Raw genomic sequence first — 21,493 nt, 5'->3', positions numbered from 1 at the left:
CCAGCCTTATTCCCCTTCCCCTTCAGGAGCCCTCCATGCCGAGCCTCTGGGTCGATGCCGACGCCTGCCCTCGGGCGGCGCGCGAGATCATCGTCCGTGCCGCCGAACGCACCGCCACGCCGACCTGGTTCGTGGCCAACCATGCCGTGCCCCTGCCGCCCTCGAAGTGGGTCAAGGGCCTCTCGGTGAGCCAGGGCTTCGATGCCGCCGACAACGAGATCGTGGAGCGCCTCACCCAAGGCGACCTGCTGATCACCTCGGACCTGCCATTGGCCCTGGAGGCCATCGAGCACGGCGCACGGGTGATGACCACCCGCGGCGAGGCGCTGGACGCCAACAACATCCGCGCCAGGGTACAGATGAGGGACTTCATGGAGACCCTGCGCGCCAGCGGCGAGCACACCGGTGGCCCTTCTGGCTACTCCGACACCGACCGCCGGGAATTCGCCAACGCCCTTGATCGCTGGCTGGCGAAGAACGCCTGACGATGCCGCATCCGCGCCAGGATGCAGATTCGACTGATACCGAACCTGCATGGAGACCCTGCGCGCCAGCGGCGAACACACCGGTGGCCCTTCTGGCTACTCCGACACCGACCGCCGGGAATTCGCCAACGCCCTTGATCGCTGGCTGGCGCGGCAAAGGTAGGGGTAAAAGGCAGAGGAACGGCGTTCTGGCGACAGGCCGCGCGGAGGCGCTGTAAACCCCTCCCTGGGCGCTACTTTTTCCATCCCTGGAAAAAGACCTCCGTTTCGTCCTGTCCCCAGCGCCACTCCCTCGTAACGCTCAGGCCCGCCTCACGAGCGGACCTGGTCCGAACGGGTCGCTTATGCCTTCTCGCGGATCCCTTGGCCCGGCAGGCGCTCGCGATCGTGGGGCCGCTCCAGGCTCAGGCGCGGGCCGGCCGGCACGATGCGGGTCGGGTTGATGTGCTCGTGGCTGTAGTAGTAGTGGCGCTTGATTTGGTCGAAGTCCACCGTCTCCTTGATGCCCGGCCACTGGTAAAGCTCGCGCAGGTAGTTCGAGAGGTTCGGGTAGTCCTCGATGCGCTGCAGGTTGCACTTGAAGTGGCCGTGATAGACGGCATCGAAGCGCACCAGGGTGGTGAACAGGCGGAAGTCGGCCTCGGTGAGCCATTCGCCAGCCAGGTAGCGCCACTCGGCGAGCCGCGACTCCAGGCGATCCAGGGACGCGAACAGCGCCTCGACGTGCTTCTCGTAGACGGCCTGGTCGGTGGCGAAGCCCGTCTTGTAGACGCCGTTGTTGACGTGGTCGTACACCTCGGCGTTGACGGCATCGATGGTCTCGCGCAGGTCCGGCGGGTAGAGGTCCAGCCGGTTGCCAGTCAGGTCATCGAAGGCCCCGTCGAGGATGCGCATCAGGTCGGCCGACTCGTTGTTGACGATGCGTCCCTGCTGCTTGTCCCACAGGGCCGGCACCGTCACCCGGCCGGTGTAATGCGGGTCGGTGAGGGTATAGAGCTCGCGATGATACTCGGCCCCGTTGACGGCATCGCCGCTGGAGCCCTCGTCGCGATGATAGGTCCAGCCTTGGTCGAGCATCAGCGGGCTGGTGTGGGAGACGCCGATCAGATCATCGAGGCCCTTGAGACGGCGCATGATCAGCACCCGGTGCGCCCAGGGGCAGGCCAGGGAGACATAGAGGTGGTAGCGTCCCGCCTCGGCGGGCAGCCCCGGCTGGCCATCCGGCCCCGGGGAGCCATCGGGGGTGATCCAGTCGCGCAGCTTCGCGGACTCGCGCACGAACTCCCCGCCGCTCTTCTTGGTGTCGTACCACTGGTCGTGCCACTGTCCGTCAATCAAGAGCCCCATCTCGGCCTCCTCGGTGTTGAATTGGTTGGCCCCAGCTTAAGACAATAAAATCGAATCTCAAGCGCACTTTTTGCGGCCAATCATTCGATTTTTTCAGACTTTCTCGTCGGGCAGGCAGGCCCGGGCGGCCTCATGAAGATGCCGGGCCATCGCCCGGGTGGCCGGCCCGGCACGGTCCTGGTCCCGATGGATCAGCTGGATCGGCACCTCGCGCCGCCCCCCCGCCGCCAGGGACAGCGGCTTCAGGCGCCCCGCCCGCAGGGCCTCGGCGATGCGCGTCTCGGGCACCCAGGCGAAGCCGAGGTTGCGCTCGAGCATGTCGATGGAGGTGTCGAGATGGCTCACCGTCCAGCGCTGTTCGGCCTTCAGCCAGCCGGCATCCAGGGACTGTCGCAGGGCGGAATCGCGCACCACCAGCTGGCGGTGCTGTTCCAGGTCCCGCAGGTCCAGCACCCGCGCCAGGCGATGCAGCGCGTGATCGGGGTGGGCGACGGCGATGAAGGCGACCGTCACCAACGGCTCGCCCAGAAAGCCCTGGGCGGCCAGGCCCGAGACCAGCAGGTCGGCGTGGCCATCCTGGAGCATCTCGACGCCGCCGTTGAGCACCGTCTCGTGGAGCTGCACCCGCACGTGGGGATACGACGCCGAGAAAGCTTCCAGCGCCCGGGCCAGGGCATCCGGGGGAAAGATCTGGTCGATGGCCAGCACGATCTCCGCCTCGAGGCCCTCGGCCAGGCGATTCGCGACGTCCTCCAGGGCATCGGCGTTCTCGATCAGTTGGCGAGCGCGACGCAGCAGCATCTCGCCGGCCTCGGTCAACCGCACCTGGCGCCCCACCGGTTCCAGCACGTCCACGCCGAGCTGCTCCTCTAGCTTGTGCACGGCATGGTTGAGGGTCGAGGGACTCTTGTGGATGGCCTCGGCGGCGCGGGCAAAGCCGCCATGGTCGACCACGGCGGCCAGCATCTGCCATTGGGCCAGGGTGACACGCGACATTTCGAATTCCTCGAATACAAGTAGCGATTTATTGCGCTTAATCTTCGAAAAAATCGGCTTAGAATACAAATAAAGTTACTTCAGAAGTGGAGATACCCTCATGGCCCCCACCCCGACGATTCGACAGGTCGCGCGCCTGGTGAACACCCAACCGAGCCAGGATGGTGATGGCGTCAAGATCCAGCGCCTGCATGACTTCGGGGGCGGCCTGGACCCCTTCCTGATGCTCGACGAGCTGGCCTCGGATCAACCCGACGACTACATCGGCGGCTTCCCTCCCCACCCCCACCGCGGGATCCAGACGCTGACCTACGTGATCCATGGCGGGCTGACCCACGAGGACCACCTCGGCCACTCGAGCACCATCCACGCGGGCGATGCACAGTGGATGCACACCGGGCGAGGCATCATCCACTCCGAGATGCCGCTGACCGATCATCGGGGCCTCCACGCCTTCCAGCTGTGGCTGAACCTGGCGGCCAGGGACAAGCTCAGCCAGGCGACCTATCGGGATGTGCGCGCCGAGGAAATGCCCGAGCTGCGCGGCCGCGATGCCTTCCTGACTGCCCTGGGCGGACACTGGGAGACCCTGGCCGGTGACAGTGTCGACGGGCCCCTGGCGAGCCTGGCCGGCCAAGGGGCGATCGCCCACGCCCGTCTGGACGCCGGCGGCGAGCTCGCCCTGGCGAATCACGCCACCACCCTGCTGGTCTACGTCTTCGACGGAAGTCTGGACGTGGCGGGCCGCCGCGTCGGGAAGGGGCAACTCGCCCGCCTGGGCGTCGGGGAAGCGCTCCAGCTGTCCAGCGACGGCGGCGCCCAGGCCCTGCTGCTGGCCGGGGAGCCGCACGGGGAGCCGATTGCCCACTACGGCCCCTTCGTGATGAACCAGCAGACCGAACTGGAACAGGCGCTCAGGGACTACCGCGACGGCACCCTGACAGACTGAGAAAAATCCCCCGGGGCAGGGGGTTGAAATCCCCCGCCCCGGCAGGTCCAATGACATTACCAAACAGCGTTCGCGCTACTCCCGTTCCTCCGATGTCCCCGGGAAAGACCATCGGCTGGGACTTTTCTGTATATCCGTACAGTCTAGGCATCTCATGCTTCATGGAGTATTGTTCTAAGGCCATTTTTTTATTTCCTTTTCAACTGTCACGGCCCATTTCCCATGATGCGAATCCTTCGTTCGCTGCCCCGCACTCACAAGTTGCTACTGTTACCTGTCGCCACGATGGTCACCGTGCTGGGAGCCCACAAGATCGTCACCACCGTCGAGGACGTCCAGCGTGACAGCCAGACGCTCGACACCGTCCACGTCCCCCTCGATCCCGATGCCAGCCCCGGCCTGCCCTCGCTCGACACGAAGCGGACCGCCATGGCCGATGCCTTCGAGATGGCCAACCGGGCCCTGGACGCGACCCGGGACCACGTTCCCATCTCCGCGCTGACAGCGTCGGAAATCGTCGATATCGACCTCATCGCCTCGGTCAGGGCCGCCAAGACGGAGCCGGGCCTCCCCGAGACGCTGGCCCTTCCCGCCGTGGATGACGCCTCCCGGAACGGGGACGAGTCGGCAGTCGATGTTGCCACCCTCGACGAGGGGGCCCGACACATGGCCGTGGTCATCGGGACCATCGCCAGCGGCATGCTCGAGGTCGACGGCAGCGTGGTGGCGGATGCCACCTCCTACGAGGACGTCTCCGAGGACGAACTGGCGAAGTTCGATGAGGGCCCCATCGTCCTCGAGGAACAGATCGTCACCAACGAGCCGTACGTCCCTCAGTGGGAGATCTACACCGTCCGGAGCGGCGACACCTTCGCCGTCATGGCCCAGAAGCACCTCGCGATGGGCTACAGCGAGGTCATGGCCCTGGTCGACACCCTGCCCGAGCCACGCATCCTGACGCAGTGGCGCGTCGGGGATCGCTTCGAGTACCAGCTGGACGAACAGGGTGACCTGCTCGCCCTGCGGATGATGAAGAACGCCCGCGATGGCTACCTGGTCGAGCGCCAGGGAGATGACTTCGAGGTTGCCACCATCGAACGCGCCGGCGAGGCGACCCAGCGCCTCTTCGCCGGCACCATCAGCGGCAGCTTCGCTCGCTCGGCCAAGGCCACCGGCCTGACCAGCGCCGAGGTCTCGCAACTCTCCCGGACCCTGGAGAAGAAACTCGACTTTCGCCGCGACACCCGTCGCGGCGATCGCTTTCAGGTGCTGGTGGAATCCGACGTCATCGACGGCAAGAGCCTCGACCCGCGCGTCCTGGCGGTCCAGTACGAGGGCGAGCGCATGAACCTCACCATCGTGCGCAACCCGGACGACAACCGCTTCTACACCACGGACGGCAAGAGCCTCGACCCGGCCTTCAACCGCTATCCCTTCGAGGGTCGCTACCGGTTGAGCTCGAACTTCAACCCTAACCGGCACCACCCGGTCACCGGCCGCATCAGCCCCCACAAGGGCACCGACTTCGCCATGCCGATCGGCACTCCCGTCCAGGCGCCCGCCAACGGCCGCGTCGAGAAGGTCGGCAACCATCCCGCGGCAGGGCGCTACATCGTGATTCGCCACGACAACGGCTACAAGACCCGCTACCTGCACCTCTCCAAGCCGCTGGTCAGCAACGGGCAGCGCGTCAGCATGGGCGATCGCATCGCCCTCTCCGGCAACACCGGGCGCAGCACCGGGCCTCACCTGCATTACGAGGTCCTGGTCAACAACAGCCAGGTGAATGCCATGAAGGTCTCCCTCCCGGAGAACCAGAGCCTCAAGGGTGAGCGTCTGGTGGCCTTCCAGCGCCAGGCAGAGCCGAAGCTCGCCATCCTGGAGAGCGGCCAGACCGGCACCGTGGTGGCCAGTTCGGACCAGCAGGCACCGGGCAACGACGAAGGCTGATCCCGCTACCACTCCCCTGACTGCGCCCCGCCACGAGCGGGGCGCAGTCGTTCTGGGCCTGCTCGGCGTGGCGCGGCTACTGCGGGGCGGACCCGACGGGTACACTGGTCTGCCCAAGGAACGGAGAACCCGGTGTGTCCTCACCTCACGCTCATGACACGTCTCCGCCGCGTCCGGGCGGCATGATCGCCAGCTTCCTCGGCGTCTTCCGCTATAGCCATCGCGCCCTGGCGCTTGTCTGGCAGACCTCCCGGCCGCTGACCCTGGGGCTGGCGGTGTGCACCCTGGTGGCCGGGGTCCTGCCGGCGGTCGCGGCCTGGATCGGCCAGCTGATCGTCGATGCCGTGGTCGCGGCGATGGCGCTCCATCGCGACACCGGCAGGGTCGAGTGGTGGGGGGTGCTGCGCTATGTGCTGGCGGAGGCAGGGGTGGTCGCCGCCATGGCCCTGGCCCAGCGCGGTCTCTCGGCCCAGCAGTCGCTGCTGCGCGCCCTGCTCGGCCAGAAGGTCAACGTGATGATCCTCGAGAAGGCCGGCACCCTGTCGCTTGAGCAGTTCGAGGACTCCGAGTTCTACGACAAGCTGACCCGAGCCCGCCGCGAGGCCTCCACTCGCCCACTGGGCCTGGTCAACAAGACCTTCGGCCTGGCCCAGAACGCCATCTCGCTGGCCAGCTTCGGCGTGCTGCTGGTGCAGTTCTCGCCCTGGGCCCTGCTGGTGCTGGTGATCGGAGCCCTGCCGGTGTTCGTCTCGGAAGCCAAGTTCTCGGGGGATGCCTTCCGACTGTTCCGCTGGCGGTCGCCGCAGACCCGCATGCAGATGTACCTGGAGACGGTGCTGGCCCGGGAGGACAGCATCAAGGAGGTCAAGCTGTTCGGCCTGGAACCGCTGCTGCTGGACCGCTACCGCACGATCTTCGACACCCTCTACGGCGAGGACCGGCGCCTGACCATCCGCCGCGAGACCTGGGGCTTCCTGCTCGGCCTGCTCGGCACCGTCGCCTTCTACGGGGCCTACGCCTGGGTGGTCGCGGAGACCGTCACCGGGACGCTGACCCTGGGCGAGATGACCATGTACCTGATGGTCTTCAAGCAGGGCCAGGCGGCACTCTCGGCGAGCCTCACGGCGATCGGCGGCATGTACGAGGACAACCTCTACCTCTCGAACCTCTACGAGTACCTCGAGCAGCCGGTGCCCACCGAGGGCGGCACCCTGACCGAGGGCGCGATGCCGGGAGACGGCATCCGCTTCGAGGCGGTGAGTTTCACCTACCCGGGGGCCACGACGCCGGCCCTCGAGGGGATCTCCGTGCATCTGAGGCCCGGGGAGAGCCTTGCCCTGGTGGGGGCCAACGGCTCCGGCAAGACCACCCTGATCAAGCTGCTGACTCGCCTTTACGAGCCGACCGAGGGGCGGATCCTGCTCGACGGCAGCGACCTTCGCGACTGGAAGGTCCAGACCCTGCGCCGACGCATCGGGGTGATCTTCCAGGACTTCGTGCGCTACCAGATGAAGGTGGGCGAGAACCTCGGCGCCGGGGACGTCGAGGCCTTCACCGACGAGAGCCGCTGGCAGGAGGCGGCACGCCGCGGCCTGGCCGACGCCTTCATCGCCGAGATGCCGGGAGGCTATCACACCCAGCTGGGGCGCTGGTTCAAGGGCGGCCAGGAGCTCTCCGGCGGGCAGTGGCAGAAGATCGCCCTCTCCCGGGCCTACATGCGCGAGGGCGCCGACATCCTGGTACTCGACGAGCCCACGGCGGCCATGGATGCCGCCGCCGAGGCGGCCGTCTATGCCGACTTCCGCGAACACAGCCGCGACCGGATGACCATCCTGATCTCGCACCGTTTCTCGACGGTGCGGGCCGCCGACTGGATCCTGGTGATCGACAACGGCGAGATCCTCGAGCAGGGCGACCATGACGACCTGATGGCCGCCAATGGCCGCTATGCCCGGCTGTTCCGCCTGCAGGCCAAAGGCTACGCCTGATCAAGCTGCCGAGCGATCACGCCTAGCGTGGCAGGGGCCTGTCCAGGGCCTCGCGCAGCGCCGCATCCCGCTCATAGATGTCGGGACGAAAGACCAGTCGGCCATCCTCGCTCGGGTCCACCGTCCAGTAGTGCAGGATGACCGGCACGGGCCGCTCGAGCGAAATGTTGCGGGTCACCCCCTCCGAGACCAGGGTGGCCACGTGGGCCGGGGTGCCGGTGTCATCGAAGAGGTACTGGGCCAACTGGAGCACCCCCTGCACGCGGATGCAGCCCGAGCTGAACGCCCGCTGCTCCCGGGCGAAGAGGCCCTGGGCCGGGGTGTCGTGCAGGTAGACCAGGTGATCGTTGGGAAAGCGCAGCACCACCCGCCCCAGGGCGTTTTGGGGACCGGACCGCTGGCGAAGAATGACGTTGCCGGGGTGCCACCAGTTCACCTCTCTCGGGTCAAGACGCTGGCCAGAGGGACTGAGCACCATGAGGTCATGCTCCCAGAGGTAGCCGAGGTCGCGACGCACCCCGGGCAGCACGTCCTCGCGCAGGATGGTGGGCGGCACCGTCCAGGTCGGGTTGAGCGTCAGGTAGGTGATCCTCGAGCGCAGAGAGGGGGTGCGGCGATAGGGCCGACCCACCACGATGCGCGAGCGCCAGACGTCCCCGTCAGGACGGAAGTAGCTGATCCGGTAGCCGGCAATGTCCACCAGGACGAAGGAGTCCGGCAGGCCGTGGAGCAGCCAGCGGGCACGCTCCAGGTTGACGCGGATCTGGTCGATGCGCCGGCTCACGGGCACGTTCAGGGCCTCTCGCGTCTGGGGCCCGATGATGCCGTCCACCTCCAGCAGGTGGCGTTGCTGGAATTCCTTCACGGCCTCCACCAGGCGCTCGTCGTAGCGGCGCGGGTCCGTGTCGCGGGACTCGACCCCGGCAAAGAGGTCCGCCACCATCACCTCCAGCTCGCCCATGATCGCCAGGCGCTCGCGCAGCAGCGGCACGTCCTCATGGAGGTCACCGGGACGGAGGGGCTCGGGCCGCAGCGGCAGCATCGGCCAGCCTCCCTGCCGCTCGATATGACGATAGCGTGCGAGTCCCGCCCGGAGACGCTCGTAGGGAGGCGCGGAGGGACGCGCCGCCGCGAAGGCCTGCTCGAAGCGATGGGCATCCACAGCCCGGGATATCGCCGGAAGATCCAGCGGGGGCGCCTCGATGGGCACCTCCCAGTCAGGATCGATGCGATAGGGGTCCACCTTGCCTCGCTGAAGATGACGGAGGGCCGTCAGCAAAACCCGGCTGGCCTGCAGGTCGAAGCGTGCGCGATCGGCCGGGGTGCTCCCCTCGGCGTACACCTGACGGTGGGCGGTCACCAGCGCATCCGGTCGGTAGTCCAGCGGGTTCAGGCCGTCCGTGTCCAGGGTGCGCAGGGCGGCGGCGAAGTCGGCCACGGTCGCGACGTCCTGCCAGGCGGGTCGCCCCTCGCGCACCGCGTAGAAGTCGCGCAGGGCGCCCTCCTGCTCGTCCAGGCGCTCGAGGAGGGAATCAGCCTGAGGGGGCGGCGCGTCCTCGGCCAGGGCCGCGGTGGCCAACGATAACGCCATCACCCCCGCGAGAATCAGAGGCTTCAATCCTATTGCTGAGGGCATGGGTCCTTCCTTACTGCGTTGATGATTGGGCCTGGCCATTACGGCGCTGCTGGTCATAATAGTGCCTGATAAGGCGCCGCAGGGAAGCCGCCCCTTCGTTCGCGTGAGTGCCCCTTCGTCCGGGACTGGTCGTCGAGGGTACAGCATGCCACCCGACAGGTGCCTTAATGCCGACCAATGCCCCAAGCCGATGGCTGCCCGGCGTGGCCCTCTGCAGCAGCCTGCTGCTGAGCGCCCTGCCCGCCATGGCCAGCGACGACTTCCTGGCCCAGGCCTACACGCCCGATACGCTGCACCAGCGACTCCTGGACCAGACCCTGACCCGCCTGGCCCCCGATGCCGATCCCCGTGTGATGCGCCTGGCGGCCCGTGCCCTCTCCTGCGCCGACCCCGACGCCGAGCGGCTGGCGGTGATCGACTTCTCGCTGCCCTCCACCGAGCCCCGCCTGTGGGTCTTCGACCTGCGGCGCCAGAAGCTGCTGTTCGAGGAACTCGTCTCCCACGGACAGGGTTCGGGCAATGCCATGGCCAAGACCTTCTCCAATATCCCGGAGAGCCACCAGTCCAGCATTGGCCTTTTTCGCACGATGAACAGCTATCAGGGCAGCAACGGCTATTCCCTGCGCCTCGAGGGGCTGGAGCCCGGCGTCAATGACCTGGCCTACGAACGGGCCATCGTCATCCATGGTGCCGACTACGTCAGCGAGGACTTCATCGAGCGGACAGGTCGCCTCGGCCGCAGCCATGGTTGCCCCGCGGTTCGCCAGTCGGTGGCGGCTCCGCTGATCGACAGCATCAAGGAGGATCAGTACCTCTTCACCTACTATCCCGACCCGGAGTGGCTGGCAAGCTCGGACTTCTTCCACTGCAACCGTGACGAGTCCCAGTTGGCCATGAACTGACCGTCGCCCTGCGAGCGGGCTGGTGGCCAGCCTTTCCCACCCTCCCGGCCAGGCTGCCATGGCTTTCCTGCGTTGAGCACAGAGATTGCCGCCGAGATCGGGACTGGGCCATGCTGGAGTCTGGCGACTCACTGGCACAGGAGAGGACGATGCAACATCGCGTATTACTGATCACCGGCGCATCGAGCGGCATCGGGGCGGCCACGGCCCGTGCCGCCGCGCGGGAAAACTACAAGCTCGTCCTCGCCGCCCGTTCCCGGGAGAAGCTCGCCGGCCTGGCCGAGGAACTGGGGCCGGAGCGCGTCCTAGCCATCGGCTGTGACGTCACCTCCATGGACGACCAGCAGGCCATGGTCGAACAGGCACTGGAACGCTTCGGGCGCATCGACGCGGTGTTCGCCAATGCGGGACGCGGCGGCTCGCCGGGTGGCTTCAGCGGCGCCGACCACGAGGCCTGGCGCGACATGATCCTGACAAACATCTACGGGGTAGGCCTGACCCTGCAGGCGACGCTGCCGGCGCTGCGTCATAGTCGCGGCCAGGTGGTGCTCACGGGGTCGGCCGCGGGTCGGGCCACCATTCCCGGCTCCATGTACGGCGCCACCAAGTGGGCGGTGACCGGAATCGGGTACAACCTGCGCGAGGAACTGCGCGGCAGCGGCATCCGGGTGACGCTGATCGAACCCGGCATGGTCAATACCCCCTTCTTCGATGAGCCCCCGGAGTACGCCCTGGAGGACCGCGACATCGCCAACGCGGTGACCTATGCGCTGGGGCAACCGGCCCACGTGGATGTCAACGAGATCCTCATCCGTCCGACGCCTCCAGTGGAATGATCCACCCTCCCCTACCGCCCATGACAACCTCGGGACTCCCCCCATGACGATCCAGATCGGTGACACCCTTCCTGACATCACCCTCAAGACCAACGGGCCGGATGGCCCTCGGGACCTCTCCACCGGCGAGTTCTTCGCTGACCGGCGAGTGGTCCTGTTTGCGGTGCCGGGCGCCTTCACGCCCAACTGCTCGGAGACCCACGTGCCCGGCTTCGTGGTGAGGGCCGATGTCATCCTGGCCAGGGGCGTGGATGAAATCGCCTGCCTCTCGGTCAACGATGCCTTCGTGCTGGGCGCCTGGCAGAAGGACCAGAATGCCGGCGCGATCACCATGCTCGCCGACGGCAACGCCGATTTCACCCGCGCCATCGGCATGGACAAGGACGCCAGCGCCGGCGGGATGGGCATCCGCAGCCACCGCTATGCGCTGATCGCCACGAATGGCGTGGTGGAGTACCTCGGGATCGATACCGAAAAGGGCGTGGTGGACAAGAGCAGCGCCGAGACCATTCTCGACAACCTGCCCAGCTGAGGTTTCCTCGATGAAAGGGGTGATCCAGGCCTGAGTGACTGGCCGCTCCCAGCCCTCGCCGGTATTCTGAAGTTTGTGCAATGCAGCAGCGGCAGGCCGGCCCACCGGCCAATGGAGCGGACGTGAGCGAGAGAATACCGATCGACCTGGCCCTGCAGGGCGGTGGCGCCCATGGGGCCTTCACCTGGGGCGTAATGGATCGCCTGCTCGAGGATGAACGCATCGAGATCGAGGGGATCAGCGGCACCAGCGCGGGCGCCATGAACGGGGTGGTGATGGCCGATGCCCTGACCCGCGGTGACGAGTCGACCGCGCGCCAGGCGCTGCGGGAGTTCTGGCGGGCGGTGAGCCGGGCGGGCATGGCAAGCCCCGTGCGTCGCACCCCGCTGGACGTGATGACCGGCAACTGGAGCCTCGAGCACTCCCCCGGCTACATCGCCCTGGACCTGATGAGCCGGGTGGTCTCGCCCTACCAGTTCAATCCCTTCAACTTCAATCCGCTGCGCGACATCGTCGCCGAACAGGTCGACTTCGCAAGGGTACGCGCCTGCGAGAACCTCAAGCTCTTCGTGACCGCCACCAACGTGCGAAGCGGCAAGCAGCGGATCTTCTCCCGGGAAGAGATGAGTCTAGATGCGGTGATGGCCTCGGCCTGCCTGCCCACCGTCTTCCAGGCCGTGGAGATCGACGGCGAGGCTTACTGGGACGGCGGCTACATGGGCAACCCCTCGCTCTCGCCGCTGCTTCACGAGTGCAGTGCTGACGACATCCTGCTGGTGCAGATCACCCCCATGCACCGTCAGGAACTGCCCACCAGTGCCGCCGACATCCTCAACCGTCTCAACGAGATCACCTTCAACACCGCCCTGATCAAGGAGGTGCGCATGATCGTGATGCTGCAGAAGCTGCTCGGCGAGCACGATATCGACATCGGCTGCTACCGGGATGCCAGGCTCCACCACCTCAGCGGCGACGAGCCCCTGTCCCACCTCTCCGTCTCCAGCAAGCTCAATGCCGAGTGGGCGTTCCTGTGCCACCTGCATGACCTGGGACGCGAGACCACCGAGGCCTGGCTGGCCCAGCACTTCGAGGCACTGGGCAAGCACTCCACGCTGGACGTGGAGCGCATCTTCCGGGAGACCGAGGCTCCTCGCTGAGACAGCGTTGACGACCTGTCGCGATATTGCTTTGCAGCATTCACAGGAGGCGTCCATGCTCGAAACAGGCTGGCCACTGGCCAGCCGAGGGGCATCCGAACAGCAAGGACAAGCCGCAAGGAGGTGATACGACGTATCGAGCGGGACGACATCGCTTGCGCCCCTGTCACCTCCGACATCGAGCGCCGGCAGTGTCGACACAATGACACAAGGAGAACTGCGCCGATGGTACGCATCGACAAGAAGGCCACCCGGCTCTACGTGCTGGACACCAACGTCCTGATCCACGATCCCGCCGCCCTCTACCAGTTCGACGAGCACGAGGTGGTCATCCCCATGACCGTGCTCGAGGAGCTCGACAAGCACAAGAACGGCATCCGCGAGATCGCCCAGACCGCCCGCCAGGTCAGCCGCACCCTCTCGGACCTCACCGCCAGCGTCGACATCGACCAGATTCGCGACGGCATTCCCATTCCCCGCATCGCTGGCCCCGAGGGTCGCCTGCGACTGCTCTGCTACAACGACCTGAAACCGCTGGACCCGCTGGAGGAGAGCCCCGACAACCGGATCCTGGCCGAAACCTGCCGACTGCGCGACGAGCGACCGGACGCCTCGGTGATCCTGGTCACCAAGGACATCAACCTGCGGGTCAAGGCGGCGGCCCTGGAGGTACCGGTTGAGGACTACCTCACCGACCGCGCCTTCGACGACAGCGATGCCATGATCGAGGGCGCCAGGATCTATCCCGATGCCGGCCACGACGGCAGCGGGCTCTGGGACAGCCTCGCGGTGGACGTCAAGGTCGAGCGCCAGGATCACAAGGTCGTCTATCGCCTCGCCGGCGACATTCCCCGCGAATGGCACCTGGGCATGCTGGTCTCCGACAGCGACGACGGCGCCAGCTTCGAGGCTATCCTGCGCGAGGTGGGACCGAAGCACGCCCATCTGGAACTGCTGACCAACTACCGCCACGGGGGCAGCGTCTGGGGCGTTCACGCCCATGACAGCCGGCAGAACTTCACCCTCAACCTGCTGATGGACGAGGACATCGACCTGGTCACCATTGCCGGCAGTGCCGGCACCGGCAAGACCTTCATGACGCTGGCCGCCGCCTTCCAGCAGACCCTGGACAGCAAGCGATTCGAGCGAATCGTCTTCACCCGGGCCCCGATCTCCATGAGCGAGGACATCGGCTTCCTGCCCGGCACCGAGGAGGAGAAGATGTCGCCCTGGATGGGCGCCTTCCACGACAACATGGACAACCTGCTGCGCGACGAGCACGACGGCAGCAGCACCTGGAACCAGGACGCCACCCGACAGCTGCTCGGCTCGCGGGTGCAGATCCGCGCCCCCGGCTTCATGCGTGGGCGCACCCTGAACGACACCTTCCTGATCATCGACGAGGCCCAGAACTTCACCCCCAAGCAGCTCAAGTCGTTGATCACCCGCGCCGGGCGCAACACCAAGATCGTCTGCCTCGGCAACGTCGGCCAGATCGACACGCCGTACCTGACCGCCAATACCTGCGGCATGGCGGCGGTGGTCCAGCATTTCCGCGACTGGCCCCACGCCGGCCACGTCACCCTCAAGAGCGTCGAGCGCTCTCGCCTGGCCCTTGCCGGCGAGGAACTCCTCTAGGACGCAGAAAGGGCCGGCGCCTCGCGGCCCCGGCCCTTCGTGACCTCCCGTCACGGCGGCCCGTCAGGCGCCGCGGTTGACCGCCTTCTCGATGAGGGACTCGCTCTCGCTGCCGGATCCCTTCTTCAGTACGGTCTGCGCCTCGTGCCACAGGCAGACGAAACGGTGGCAGGAGGCACAGTGCACCTGGTCATCGGGGTTCTTGACGCTGGAGACCCGCATCAGGTGGCTGCCACAGGCCGGACAGGCCACAGGCAGGCGAAAGTCTTCCGAGAGGGACATGGCGTTGCTCCTCGAGTTTCAGGGTGGATGGTGCCCATCCTGCCCATCTCGGCGCCGTTTCTCCAGCCGTCCGGGCCGCTAGGTGCCAGTGCGCTCCTGGGGCTCGGGATAGCCCGGTGCCGAGGCCAGGCGGTTGCGGCCTTCATGCTTGGCGCGATAGAGCGCCCGGTCGGCCTGGGAGAGCGCGAACTCGAGGCTCCCCTGCGGCGGGATCACCGCCAGGCCCAGACTGACCGTGAGACTCAGGAGTTCCCCTTTCACATCCAGCTCGATCGCCTCCACCGCCTCGCGCAGACGCTCCAGCACGGCCCAGGCCGCCTCGGGCGAGGTGTCGACCAGCAGGATGGCAAACTCCTCGCCGCCGATGCGGGCAAAGAGGTCATAGGGGCGCAGGCAATCGCGACAGGTCGTGGCAAACACCTGCAGGGCAAGATCGCCGGCAGCGTGGCCATGGGTATCATTGAGGGTCTTGAAATGGTCGAGATCGAGCATGGCCAGGGGGACCGATCGTCCCTGCCGGGCGGCGTGGGCGCGCACGGCCTCGCCGAAGTCGAAGAACGCCCGACGGTTGAGCACGCCAGTGAGCATGTCGGTGCTGACCAGCCGACGGGTGCGCTGCTCTTCCCGCTTGTGAGTGGTGATGTCCAGCATCACACCGTCCCACTCGGTGACGCCATCGGGGCCGCGGCGAGGCGTCGCCCGGACCTCGACCCAGCGGATGCCATCGGAAGTATCGAGGCGGAACTCCAGCGTCCAGGGATCCAGGCTGACGGCCGACTGGGCCAGCGAGGTGGTCAGCGCGCCCCGGTCCTCGGCATGGACCCTTGCCAGCAGCGACTCGGCACTCTCCATCACGGTGCGCGACGAGAGCGCGGCGAGCGCCTGAAGGCCGTCGCTGAGATAGTGGAAGGCGAGATCGCCCCTGGCCGTCTCGCACAGCTGGAAGACCACTCCAGGCAGCCCAGAGAGCATACCCTCGAGCCGCTCCAGCTCGGCGTGGTCATGCTGGGCGCTCTGGTGCAGGTCGGTGATGTCCTGCAGGGTCACCAGCAGCCGCAGCGGCTCGCCCGGCCAGGTTTCCAGCGGCTGGAAGACCCCCTGCTGGTGGACCGGCTGGCCGTCGGCCCGGCGACACAGCAGCGCACCTTGCCAGGAGGTGCGCCGCGCCACGCAATGCGCCAGGGCGCGGCTGATGTCGCCATGCAGCGGGTCCACGTCCAGGCAGGTCAGGCGGCGACCGACCATCGCCCGACGAGGATGGCCGCTGTAGCGCTCGAAGCCGGGATTGGCATTCAGGATGACGCCATGGGCATCGACGATCACGGCCACGCCGGGGAAGTGATCCAGCAGTAACCTGGCCAGCGGGGGCTGCTCCCGCCAGGCTGATGCCCATTTCCGCCACTGGTTCCGGATTCGTGCCATGCCCATCCCCTGGGGTTTTCCACGTCGGTTCCGAGGCGCTCCTGCCCCCTTGTATCTATCACACCCTAGTCCAATGTGGCATGTTGCACATGCCGGAATGCATCAGGCCCCTGGCAGGACTAGAGCCCCAGCCGGTCCGCCACGTAGTCGGCGTCCTTGTCGCCCCGGCCCGACAGGTTGACCAGGATGTGACGATCGGCCGGCAGGGTCGGCGCCGTCCGCATGGCCCAGGCCACGGCATGGGCGCTCTCCAGTGCCGGAATGATGCCCTCGACCCGCGACAGCGTCAGGAAGGCCTCGAGGCAGGCGTCGTCGGTGGCACTCTGGTACTCCACCCGCCCCTGATCCTTGAGGTAGCTGTGCTGCGGCCCGACGCCCGGATAGTCGAGCCCCGAGGCGATGGAGTGCACCGGCATGGGCTGTCCTGCCGCGTCCTCCAGCACGTAGCAGGCCATGCCGTGTATCTCCCCGGGCTTGCCGAGGGTCAGGGTCGCCGAGTGGCGCGGGGTATCCAGCCCCTCGCCCGCCGGCTCCACGCCCACCAGGTGCACGCCGTCATCCTCCAGGAAGGCGGTGAACATGCCGATGGCGTTCGAGCCGCCGCCCACGCAGGCAGTGACATGGTCCGGAAGGCGGCCGTGGCGCTCGAGGAACTGTTCCCTTGCCTCGTGGCCGATGATCGCCTGGAAGTCACGGACCATCTTCGGAAAGGGATGCGGCCCCACCACCGAGCCGATGGCGTAGATGAAGTGCTGCGGGTCCTTGAGGTACTCCTCGAAGGCGCTGTCAACGGCATCCTTGAGGGTCGCCGTGCCGCGGGTCACCGGGATCAGGGTGGCCCCCAGAATCTTCATCTTGGTGACGTTGGGGTGCTCCTTCTCGATGTCCACCTGGCCCATGTGGATCTCGCAGGGGATGCCCACCAGGGCGCAGGCGGTGGCGAGCGCCACGCCATGCTGGCCGGCCCCGGTCTCAGCGATCACCTTGGTCTTGCCCATGAACTTCGCCAGCAGCGCCTCGCCGAGGCAGTGGTTGATCTTGTGGGCGCCGGTGTGGTTCAGGTCCTCCCGCTTGAGGTGGATCTGGGCGCCACCCAGCTTCTCGGAGAGGCGACGGGCATGGAAGATGGGACTGGGCCGGCCCACGTAGTCGGCAAGGAGATCGGCAAGCTCGCGCTGGAAGTCCTCACGGACGCGGATCTCCTCGTAGGCGGCATCGATCTCGTCCATCACGGCCTTGAGTTCCGGGGGAATCAGCTGGCCACCGAAACGACCGAAATAACCCCGGGCATCGGGAAGGTGGGCAAAGGGGGAAATGCTCATGGTCACTGTCCTGAAGGCATGCGGAATAACGTCATGCCATCCTGGCCCGAGGGACCGGAGCTGTCGAGACGACCTTCGCCGAAGCGTCAGGCGGCGAGCCAGAGCCCGAGATTGAGCAGGGCCAGGCTGGCCAGCAGCTGCGCGACGTTGAGCCCGAGCAGCGGCACCAGCCGCCCGAACTCATCGGGTCCGAGCCGGGCGGGCAGGCGCCAGAGGCCGATCGCCAGCGTGAGCGCCGCGGGCGCGGCCAGCCACATCAGCCAGGCCTCGGCGGGCAGCCAGCCCGCCCACCGGGTCAGCGGGACCACCAGAAAAGCGGCGAGCACCAGGAGCGCCACCAGGCGCGCGGCACGGCGAGCGCCCAGCAGGATGGCCAGATGGTAACGCCCGGCACGACGATCGGGCTCGATATCCGGCAGCTGGTTGGCCAGCAGCAGGGCGCTGGCCATCAGGGTCGGCACCATCGAGACGGCCAGCGCCGTGGAGGAGAAGCCCCCGGTGAGGGCCTGGTTCGCCCCCACCACCATCAGGGTGCCGAAGCCCACCCCCGGCGCCATCAGGCAGAGCCAGGGACGACGGGTCAGCCTGCCGGTGTAGGCCAACACCAGTGCCATGCCGACCAGCCCATAGGGCAGCATCACGGGGCCGGCGCGCCACAGGCACCAGGCACCGATGATCGCCACCCCGGCGAGGCAGGCGACCGCCGCGCGACGCACCGCCCCGGCTGCCTCGGGATGCTCGGGCAGCGCACCACTGCCGCCGGAGAAGGGGGTGCGGTGGGTGGTGGCATCCAGGCCGCTCGCGAAATCGTGATGCTCGTTGAACAGGTTCACGGCGGCGTGGGCCAGCAGGGCGGCGAGGAGCACCAGCAGCGCCGACACGCCCCCGGGGGCCTGGCCATCGTGCCAGGCGCTGGTGATCGCCAGGCCCGCGCAGAGCGGCGCCAGGACGAGGAAAGGGGGGCGCGCACAGCGCCAGCAGGTCCCCAGGGTGCTGGCCGCCGAGGAGGCGCTGGCCGTCATGTCGGCATCCCGGCCGGGCATCGCGGGCCGCCGCTCAGCGGGCGAGTCGTTCGGCGAGCCAGCGCCCGATGTCGCCGATCTGCTGGGGACAGAGCGCGTGGGCCATGGGATAGCGACGATAGTGCGCCGGATAGCCCAGCGACCTCACCTTCTCGTAGCCGGCCTTGCCCAGCGACTCGGGGACCACCGGATCGAAGCTGCCGTGGTGGACCTCGATGGGCAGCCCGCGGTTGGCCTCGGACAGGGTGGCGCTGTCGGCCGTGGCGAAGTAGGTGGACAGTGCCAGCAGGCCGCCCAGCGGGGCCTCGAAGGAGAGCGCCGCCTGGTAGGCCACCGCGCCCCCCTGGGAGAAGCCCGCCAGGATGATCCGGCGGCTGTCGATGCCGTGCCCGATCTGCTCCCGGACCATGTCCTGGATGCGCTCGGCGGAGGCCAGCAGCTGGGGCGCGTCGATCTGCCGATCGAGGCTCATCTCCTTGATGTCGTACCAGGCCGGCATGGTCATGCCGCCGTTGATGGTCACCGGCAGGCGGGGGGCATGGGGCAGGATGAAGCGCACCGCGGCATCGTCCGGCAAGGGCAGCGCCGGCACCAGCGGCTCGAAGTCGTGGCCGTCGGCGCCCAGTCCGTGGAGGATGAAGACGCAGGCGTCCGCGGGCTTGCCGTTTCTCGGCTCGATGATCAGTTCGCCGGGATGGTTCATGGGATCGTCTCCAGGGCCACTCGAAGGGTCGGTCAAAAGCCGACACCCTACCGCAAACCGGCTCCGGCGGCGAGCGCGCTCAGAAGGGCCAGATCAGCGGGATCAGGGCCAGGGCCACCCCGGCGGTCAGCAGGTTCAGGAGCCCGCCGAGGCGCAGGAAGTCACCGAAGCGGTAGCCGCCGGGGCCGAAGACCATCAGGTTGGTCTGGTAGCCGATGGGCGTCAGGAAGCTCGCCGAGGCGGCGAACATTACCACCACCACGAAGGGCATCGGGCTCACGCCGAGGCTCTCGGCACTCGCCATGACCACCGGAAAGGTGATCACCGCGGCCGCGTTGTTGGTGACCAGGGAGGTCAGCAGGGTCACCAGCAGATAGACCGCGGCCAGCAGCAGCCAGGGGTTGCCGTCGGCCAGCCCCAGGGCCACCTCGGCCAGGGTGGCCGCCGCCCCCGAGCTCTCCAGTGCCGCGCCCAGGCCGAAGGAGGCGGCGATGGTCAGCAGCACCTGGGTATCGAGGCCACGCCGGGCCGCCCCGACCGAGCAGCAGCCGGTGGCCAGCGCCAACAGCGCGCCGAGCATGGCGGCCTTCATCATGCTCATCACGCCCAGGGTGGCCAGCAGCACCACCCCCGCCAGGATGGCCCAGGCCAGCCAGGCCTTCTCGTGGACCGGGCGGGCGGAGCCGTTGACCTTGCTGATCAGCAGGAAGTCGCGCGACTGGCGATGCCGCTCGATGAAGGGCGGGCGGGCTTCCAGCAGCAGCACGTCGGCGGGCTGCAGACGAATCTGGCCGAGGTTCCCGGCGACCCGCTCGCCGCCGCGACACACCGCCAGCACAGCGGCCCCGTAGAGGGTGCGGAAGTGGCCGTCGCGAATGCGTCGGCCGATGAACTGGCACTGGTCGGAAACCACGGCCTCCACCAGACGACGCTCCTTGAAGTCCTTCTCGAGGCTCGAGGCGCCCTGCCGGGTCGGGACGAGGCCGCGGATCTGCTGCAGCTCCACGGCCCCCTCGCTGGTGCCGGCGAAGACCAGCCGGTCGCCGCCCTTCAGGTGCTCGCCCGGCCCCACCACGCTGACAATGTTGCCCTCGCGCTCGATCTCCACCAGGAACAGCGCCTGCAGGTGGCGCAGGCCGGCCTCCTCCACCGTGCGATCGACCAGCGGGCCAGCGGGATCCACCTCCATCTCGATGGTGAACTCGCGCGGGTTCTCGAAGGCCGCCTCCGCCCCCCGACGTTCCGGGAGCAGCCGCGGCCCCAGCAGGACCAGGTAGACCAGGCCCACCACCGCCACCGGCACGCCCACCCAGGCGATATCGAACAGCCCCATGGCAAGCTCGGGGGCACGATCCACCAGCAGGCCATGGACCACCAGGTTGGTGCTGGTGCCCAGCAGGGTGATGGTGCCACCGAGGATCGAGGCGAAGCTGAGCGGCATCAGCAAGCGATGCGCCGGCACGGACACGCGACGGCTCCAGCTCAGCACGGCAGGAATGAAGGTTGCCACCACGGGGGTATTGTTGAGAAAGCCGCTCAGCGAGGCCACCGGCAGCAGCAGGCGTACCAGCGCCGACCTCTCGCTGCGGGGACGCCCCAGCACATGGCGGATGATCAGGTCGATGCCGCCGGTCTCGCGGATGCTGGTCACCAGCACGTACATGAAGGCCACGGTGAACAGACCCGTGCTCGAGAAGCCCGCCAGCGCCTGGGCCGGCTCGATCACGCCGAGGGTGAGCAGCAGGATCACCGCGCCGAGCAGCACGATGTCGGGGCCCACCCGCGAGAAGGCCATCAGCGGGAAGACGGCGATGACGACGACAAGCGAGAGCCAGGCATCCAGCGGCATGGGCAGATCCGATCACGAAGAGACAGGACCCATTGTGACCGCCGCCGTTTATTCTAAAAAGTTATTTTTAGAAATCTATTAATACTTTATTGGAATAGAAAAAGAGATGGCAGGCCACAACGAAAAAGGCCCGCTTTCGCGGGCCTTTCTCGACTGCCGTGAGGCAGTCACATCAAGATCGGTCGACGTTCAGCCGATGACCTGGATGTTGGAAGCCTGGAGGCCTTTCTTGCCCTGGGTGACGTCGAAGGAGACCTTCTGACCGTCTTGCAGGGACTTGAAGCCGTCAGCCTGGATCTCGGAGAAGTGAGCGAACAGGTCGTCACCGTTGTCGTCCGGAGAAATGAAGCCGAAGCCTTTGGTGTCGTTGAACCACTTGACAGTGCCGGTAGCCATTATCGAATTCCTCGAATAGCGTTAGATTGTGCCGGGAAATACCCGAATTGCAGTGGGTAAAACAAGAAACTTTCACCGGGA

The 21,493-nt window shown here is 67.2% G+C and carries 20 protein-coding genes; 10 read left to right on the top strand and 10 right to left on the bottom strand.

Translation table 11 applies throughout. The features are described from left to right. Positions 1-35 precede the first annotated feature (35 nt). Both BOX17_RS12040 and BOX17_RS12035 read left to right on the top strand, forming a co-directional pair. Positions 36-485 (top strand): YaiI/YqxD family protein, encoded by a 450-nt coding sequence (locus BOX17_RS12040; RefSeq protein WP_071944864.1) that lies wholly within the window; start codon positions 36-38, stop codon positions 483-485. Between the two features lie 49 nt (positions 486-534). Beyond that, the gene (locus BOX17_RS12035) at positions 535-648 is read left to right on the top strand and encodes a DUF188 domain-containing protein (RefSeq protein ID WP_083582151.1); all 114 of its coding nucleotides are present in this window, start codon (positions 535-537) and stop codon (positions 646-648) included. Positions 649-827: 179 nt separating this feature from the next. On the opposite strand, the gene BOX17_RS12030 is transcribed toward BOX17_RS12035, so the two are convergent. After that, positions 828-1,832: a glutathione S-transferase family protein gene (locus tag BOX17_RS12030; protein WP_071944862.1), complete on the bottom strand. Its 1,005-nt coding sequence runs from the start codon at positions 1,830-1,832 to the stop codon at positions 828-830. A gap of 93 nt (positions 1,833-1,925) precedes the next feature. Further along, on the bottom strand, positions 1,926-2,828 hold the full coding sequence (locus BOX17_RS12025) for a LysR family transcriptional regulator (protein ID WP_071944860.1): 903 nt from the start codon (positions 2,826-2,828) through the stop codon (positions 1,926-1,928). A gap of 100 nt (positions 2,829-2,928) precedes the next feature. Here BOX17_RS12025 and BOX17_RS12020 point away from each other — a divergent pair, with 100 nt between their 5' ends. The 3 genes from BOX17_RS12020 (at position 2,929) to BOX17_RS12010 (ending at position 7,715) form a co-directional block, all read left to right on the top strand. After that, positions 2,929-3,777 carry a pirin family protein gene (locus BOX17_RS12020; RefSeq protein ID WP_071944858.1) on the top strand — a complete coding sequence of 283 codons (849 nt, stop codon included), beginning with the start codon at positions 2,929-2,931 and terminating at the stop codon, positions 3,775-3,777. 222 nt (positions 3,778-3,999) lie between these two features. Next, on the top strand, positions 4,000-5,727 hold the full coding sequence (locus BOX17_RS12015; protein ID WP_071944856.1) for a peptidoglycan DD-metalloendopeptidase family protein: 1,728 nt from the start codon (positions 4,000-4,002) through the stop codon (positions 5,725-5,727). A gap of 182 nt (positions 5,728-5,909) precedes the next feature. After that, complete coding sequence (locus BOX17_RS12010; RefSeq protein WP_071944854.1) at positions 5,910-7,715, top strand: ABC transporter ATP-binding protein; 1,806 nt, start codon at positions 5,910-5,912, stop codon at positions 7,713-7,715. Between the two features lie 22 nt (positions 7,716-7,737). Here BOX17_RS12010 and BOX17_RS12005 read toward each other — a convergent pair whose 3' ends face one another. Continuing rightward, a complete protein-coding gene (locus BOX17_RS12005; RefSeq protein WP_208858065.1) occupies positions 7,738-9,306 on the bottom strand; it encodes a L,D-transpeptidase family protein in 1,569 nt (522 codons plus the stop codon). A 212-nt stretch (positions 9,307-9,518) separates the two neighbouring features. On the opposite strand from BOX17_RS12005, the gene BOX17_RS12000 reads away from it, so the two are divergent. From BOX17_RS12000 to BOX17_RS11980, 5 genes are all read left to right on the top strand, one after another. Continuing rightward, positions 9,519-10,253, top strand: a complete 735-nt coding sequence (locus BOX17_RS12000; RefSeq protein WP_071944850.1) for a murein L,D-transpeptidase catalytic domain family protein — start codon at positions 9,519-9,521, stop codon at positions 10,251-10,253. A gap of 149 nt (positions 10,254-10,402) precedes the next feature. Continuing rightward, positions 10,403-11,089 carry an SDR family oxidoreductase gene (locus tag BOX17_RS11995; protein ID WP_071944848.1) on the top strand — a complete coding sequence of 229 codons (687 nt, stop codon included), beginning with the start codon at positions 10,403-10,405 and terminating at the stop codon, positions 11,087-11,089. 43 nt (positions 11,090-11,132) lie between these two features. Then, on the top strand, positions 11,133-11,621 hold the full coding sequence (locus tag BOX17_RS11990) for a peroxiredoxin (protein WP_071944846.1): 489 nt from the start codon (positions 11,133-11,135) through the stop codon (positions 11,619-11,621). 80 nt (positions 11,622-11,701) lie between these two features. Next, the gene (locus BOX17_RS11985; RefSeq protein WP_425268694.1) at positions 11,702-12,778 is read left to right on the top strand and encodes a patatin-like phospholipase family protein; all 1,077 of its coding nucleotides are present in this window, start codon (positions 11,702-11,704) and stop codon (positions 12,776-12,778) included. 225 nt (positions 12,779-13,003) lie between these two features. Further along, on the top strand, positions 13,004-14,416 hold the full coding sequence (locus BOX17_RS11980) for a PhoH family protein (RefSeq protein ID WP_071944842.1): 1,413 nt from the start codon (positions 13,004-13,006) through the stop codon (positions 14,414-14,416). 63 nt (positions 14,417-14,479) lie between these two features. Here the strand turns inward: BOX17_RS11980 and BOX17_RS11975 are convergent, their stop codons facing one another. The 7 genes from BOX17_RS11975 to BOX17_RS11945 all read right to left on the bottom strand — a co-directional run bounded on the left by BOX17_RS11975 (position 14,480) and on the right by BOX17_RS11945 (position 21,412). Continuing rightward, on the bottom strand, positions 14,480-14,698 hold the full coding sequence (locus BOX17_RS11975) for a hypothetical protein (RefSeq protein WP_071944840.1): 219 nt from the start codon (positions 14,696-14,698) through the stop codon (positions 14,480-14,482). 78 nt (positions 14,699-14,776) lie between these two features. Continuing rightward, positions 14,777-16,120, bottom strand: a complete 1,344-nt coding sequence (locus BOX17_RS11970) for a sensor domain-containing diguanylate cyclase (RefSeq protein WP_164508639.1) — start codon at positions 16,118-16,120, stop codon at positions 14,777-14,779. Between the two features lie 119 nt (positions 16,121-16,239). Next, positions 16,240-17,442 carry a tryptophan synthase subunit beta gene (gene trpB / locus BOX17_RS11965; protein ID WP_071944836.1) on the bottom strand — a complete coding sequence of 401 codons (1,203 nt, stop codon included), beginning with the start codon at positions 17,440-17,442 and terminating at the stop codon, positions 16,240-16,242. A gap of 86 nt (positions 17,443-17,528) precedes the next feature. Next, on the bottom strand, positions 17,529-18,464 hold the full coding sequence (locus BOX17_RS11960; protein WP_071946848.1) for a prenyltransferase: 936 nt from the start codon (positions 18,462-18,464) through the stop codon (positions 17,529-17,531). Between the two features lie 34 nt (positions 18,465-18,498). After that, complete coding sequence (locus BOX17_RS11955; protein ID WP_071944834.1) at positions 18,499-19,167, bottom strand: alpha/beta hydrolase; 669 nt, start codon at positions 19,165-19,167, stop codon at positions 18,499-18,501. A 79-nt stretch (positions 19,168-19,246) separates the two neighbouring features. Beyond that, positions 19,247-21,016, bottom strand: coding sequence for an SLC13 family permease (locus BOX17_RS11950; protein ID WP_071944832.1), 1,770 nt, complete (start codon positions 21,014-21,016; stop codon positions 19,247-19,249). 189 nt (positions 21,017-21,205) lie between these two features. Further along, entirely contained in the window at positions 21,206-21,412 is a 207-nt protein-coding gene (locus BOX17_RS11945; RefSeq protein WP_071944831.1) for a cold-shock protein, read from the bottom strand. Positions 21,413-21,493 lie beyond the last annotated feature (81 nt).

Source organism: Halomonas aestuarii (genome assembly GCF_001886615.1).
Taxonomy (GTDB): domain Bacteria; phylum Pseudomonadota; class Gammaproteobacteria; order Pseudomonadales; family Halomonadaceae; genus Halomonas; species Halomonas aestuarii.
Note: the sequence above shows the minus strand (reverse complement) of the source record. Positions and strands in the feature narration are given on the sequence as shown.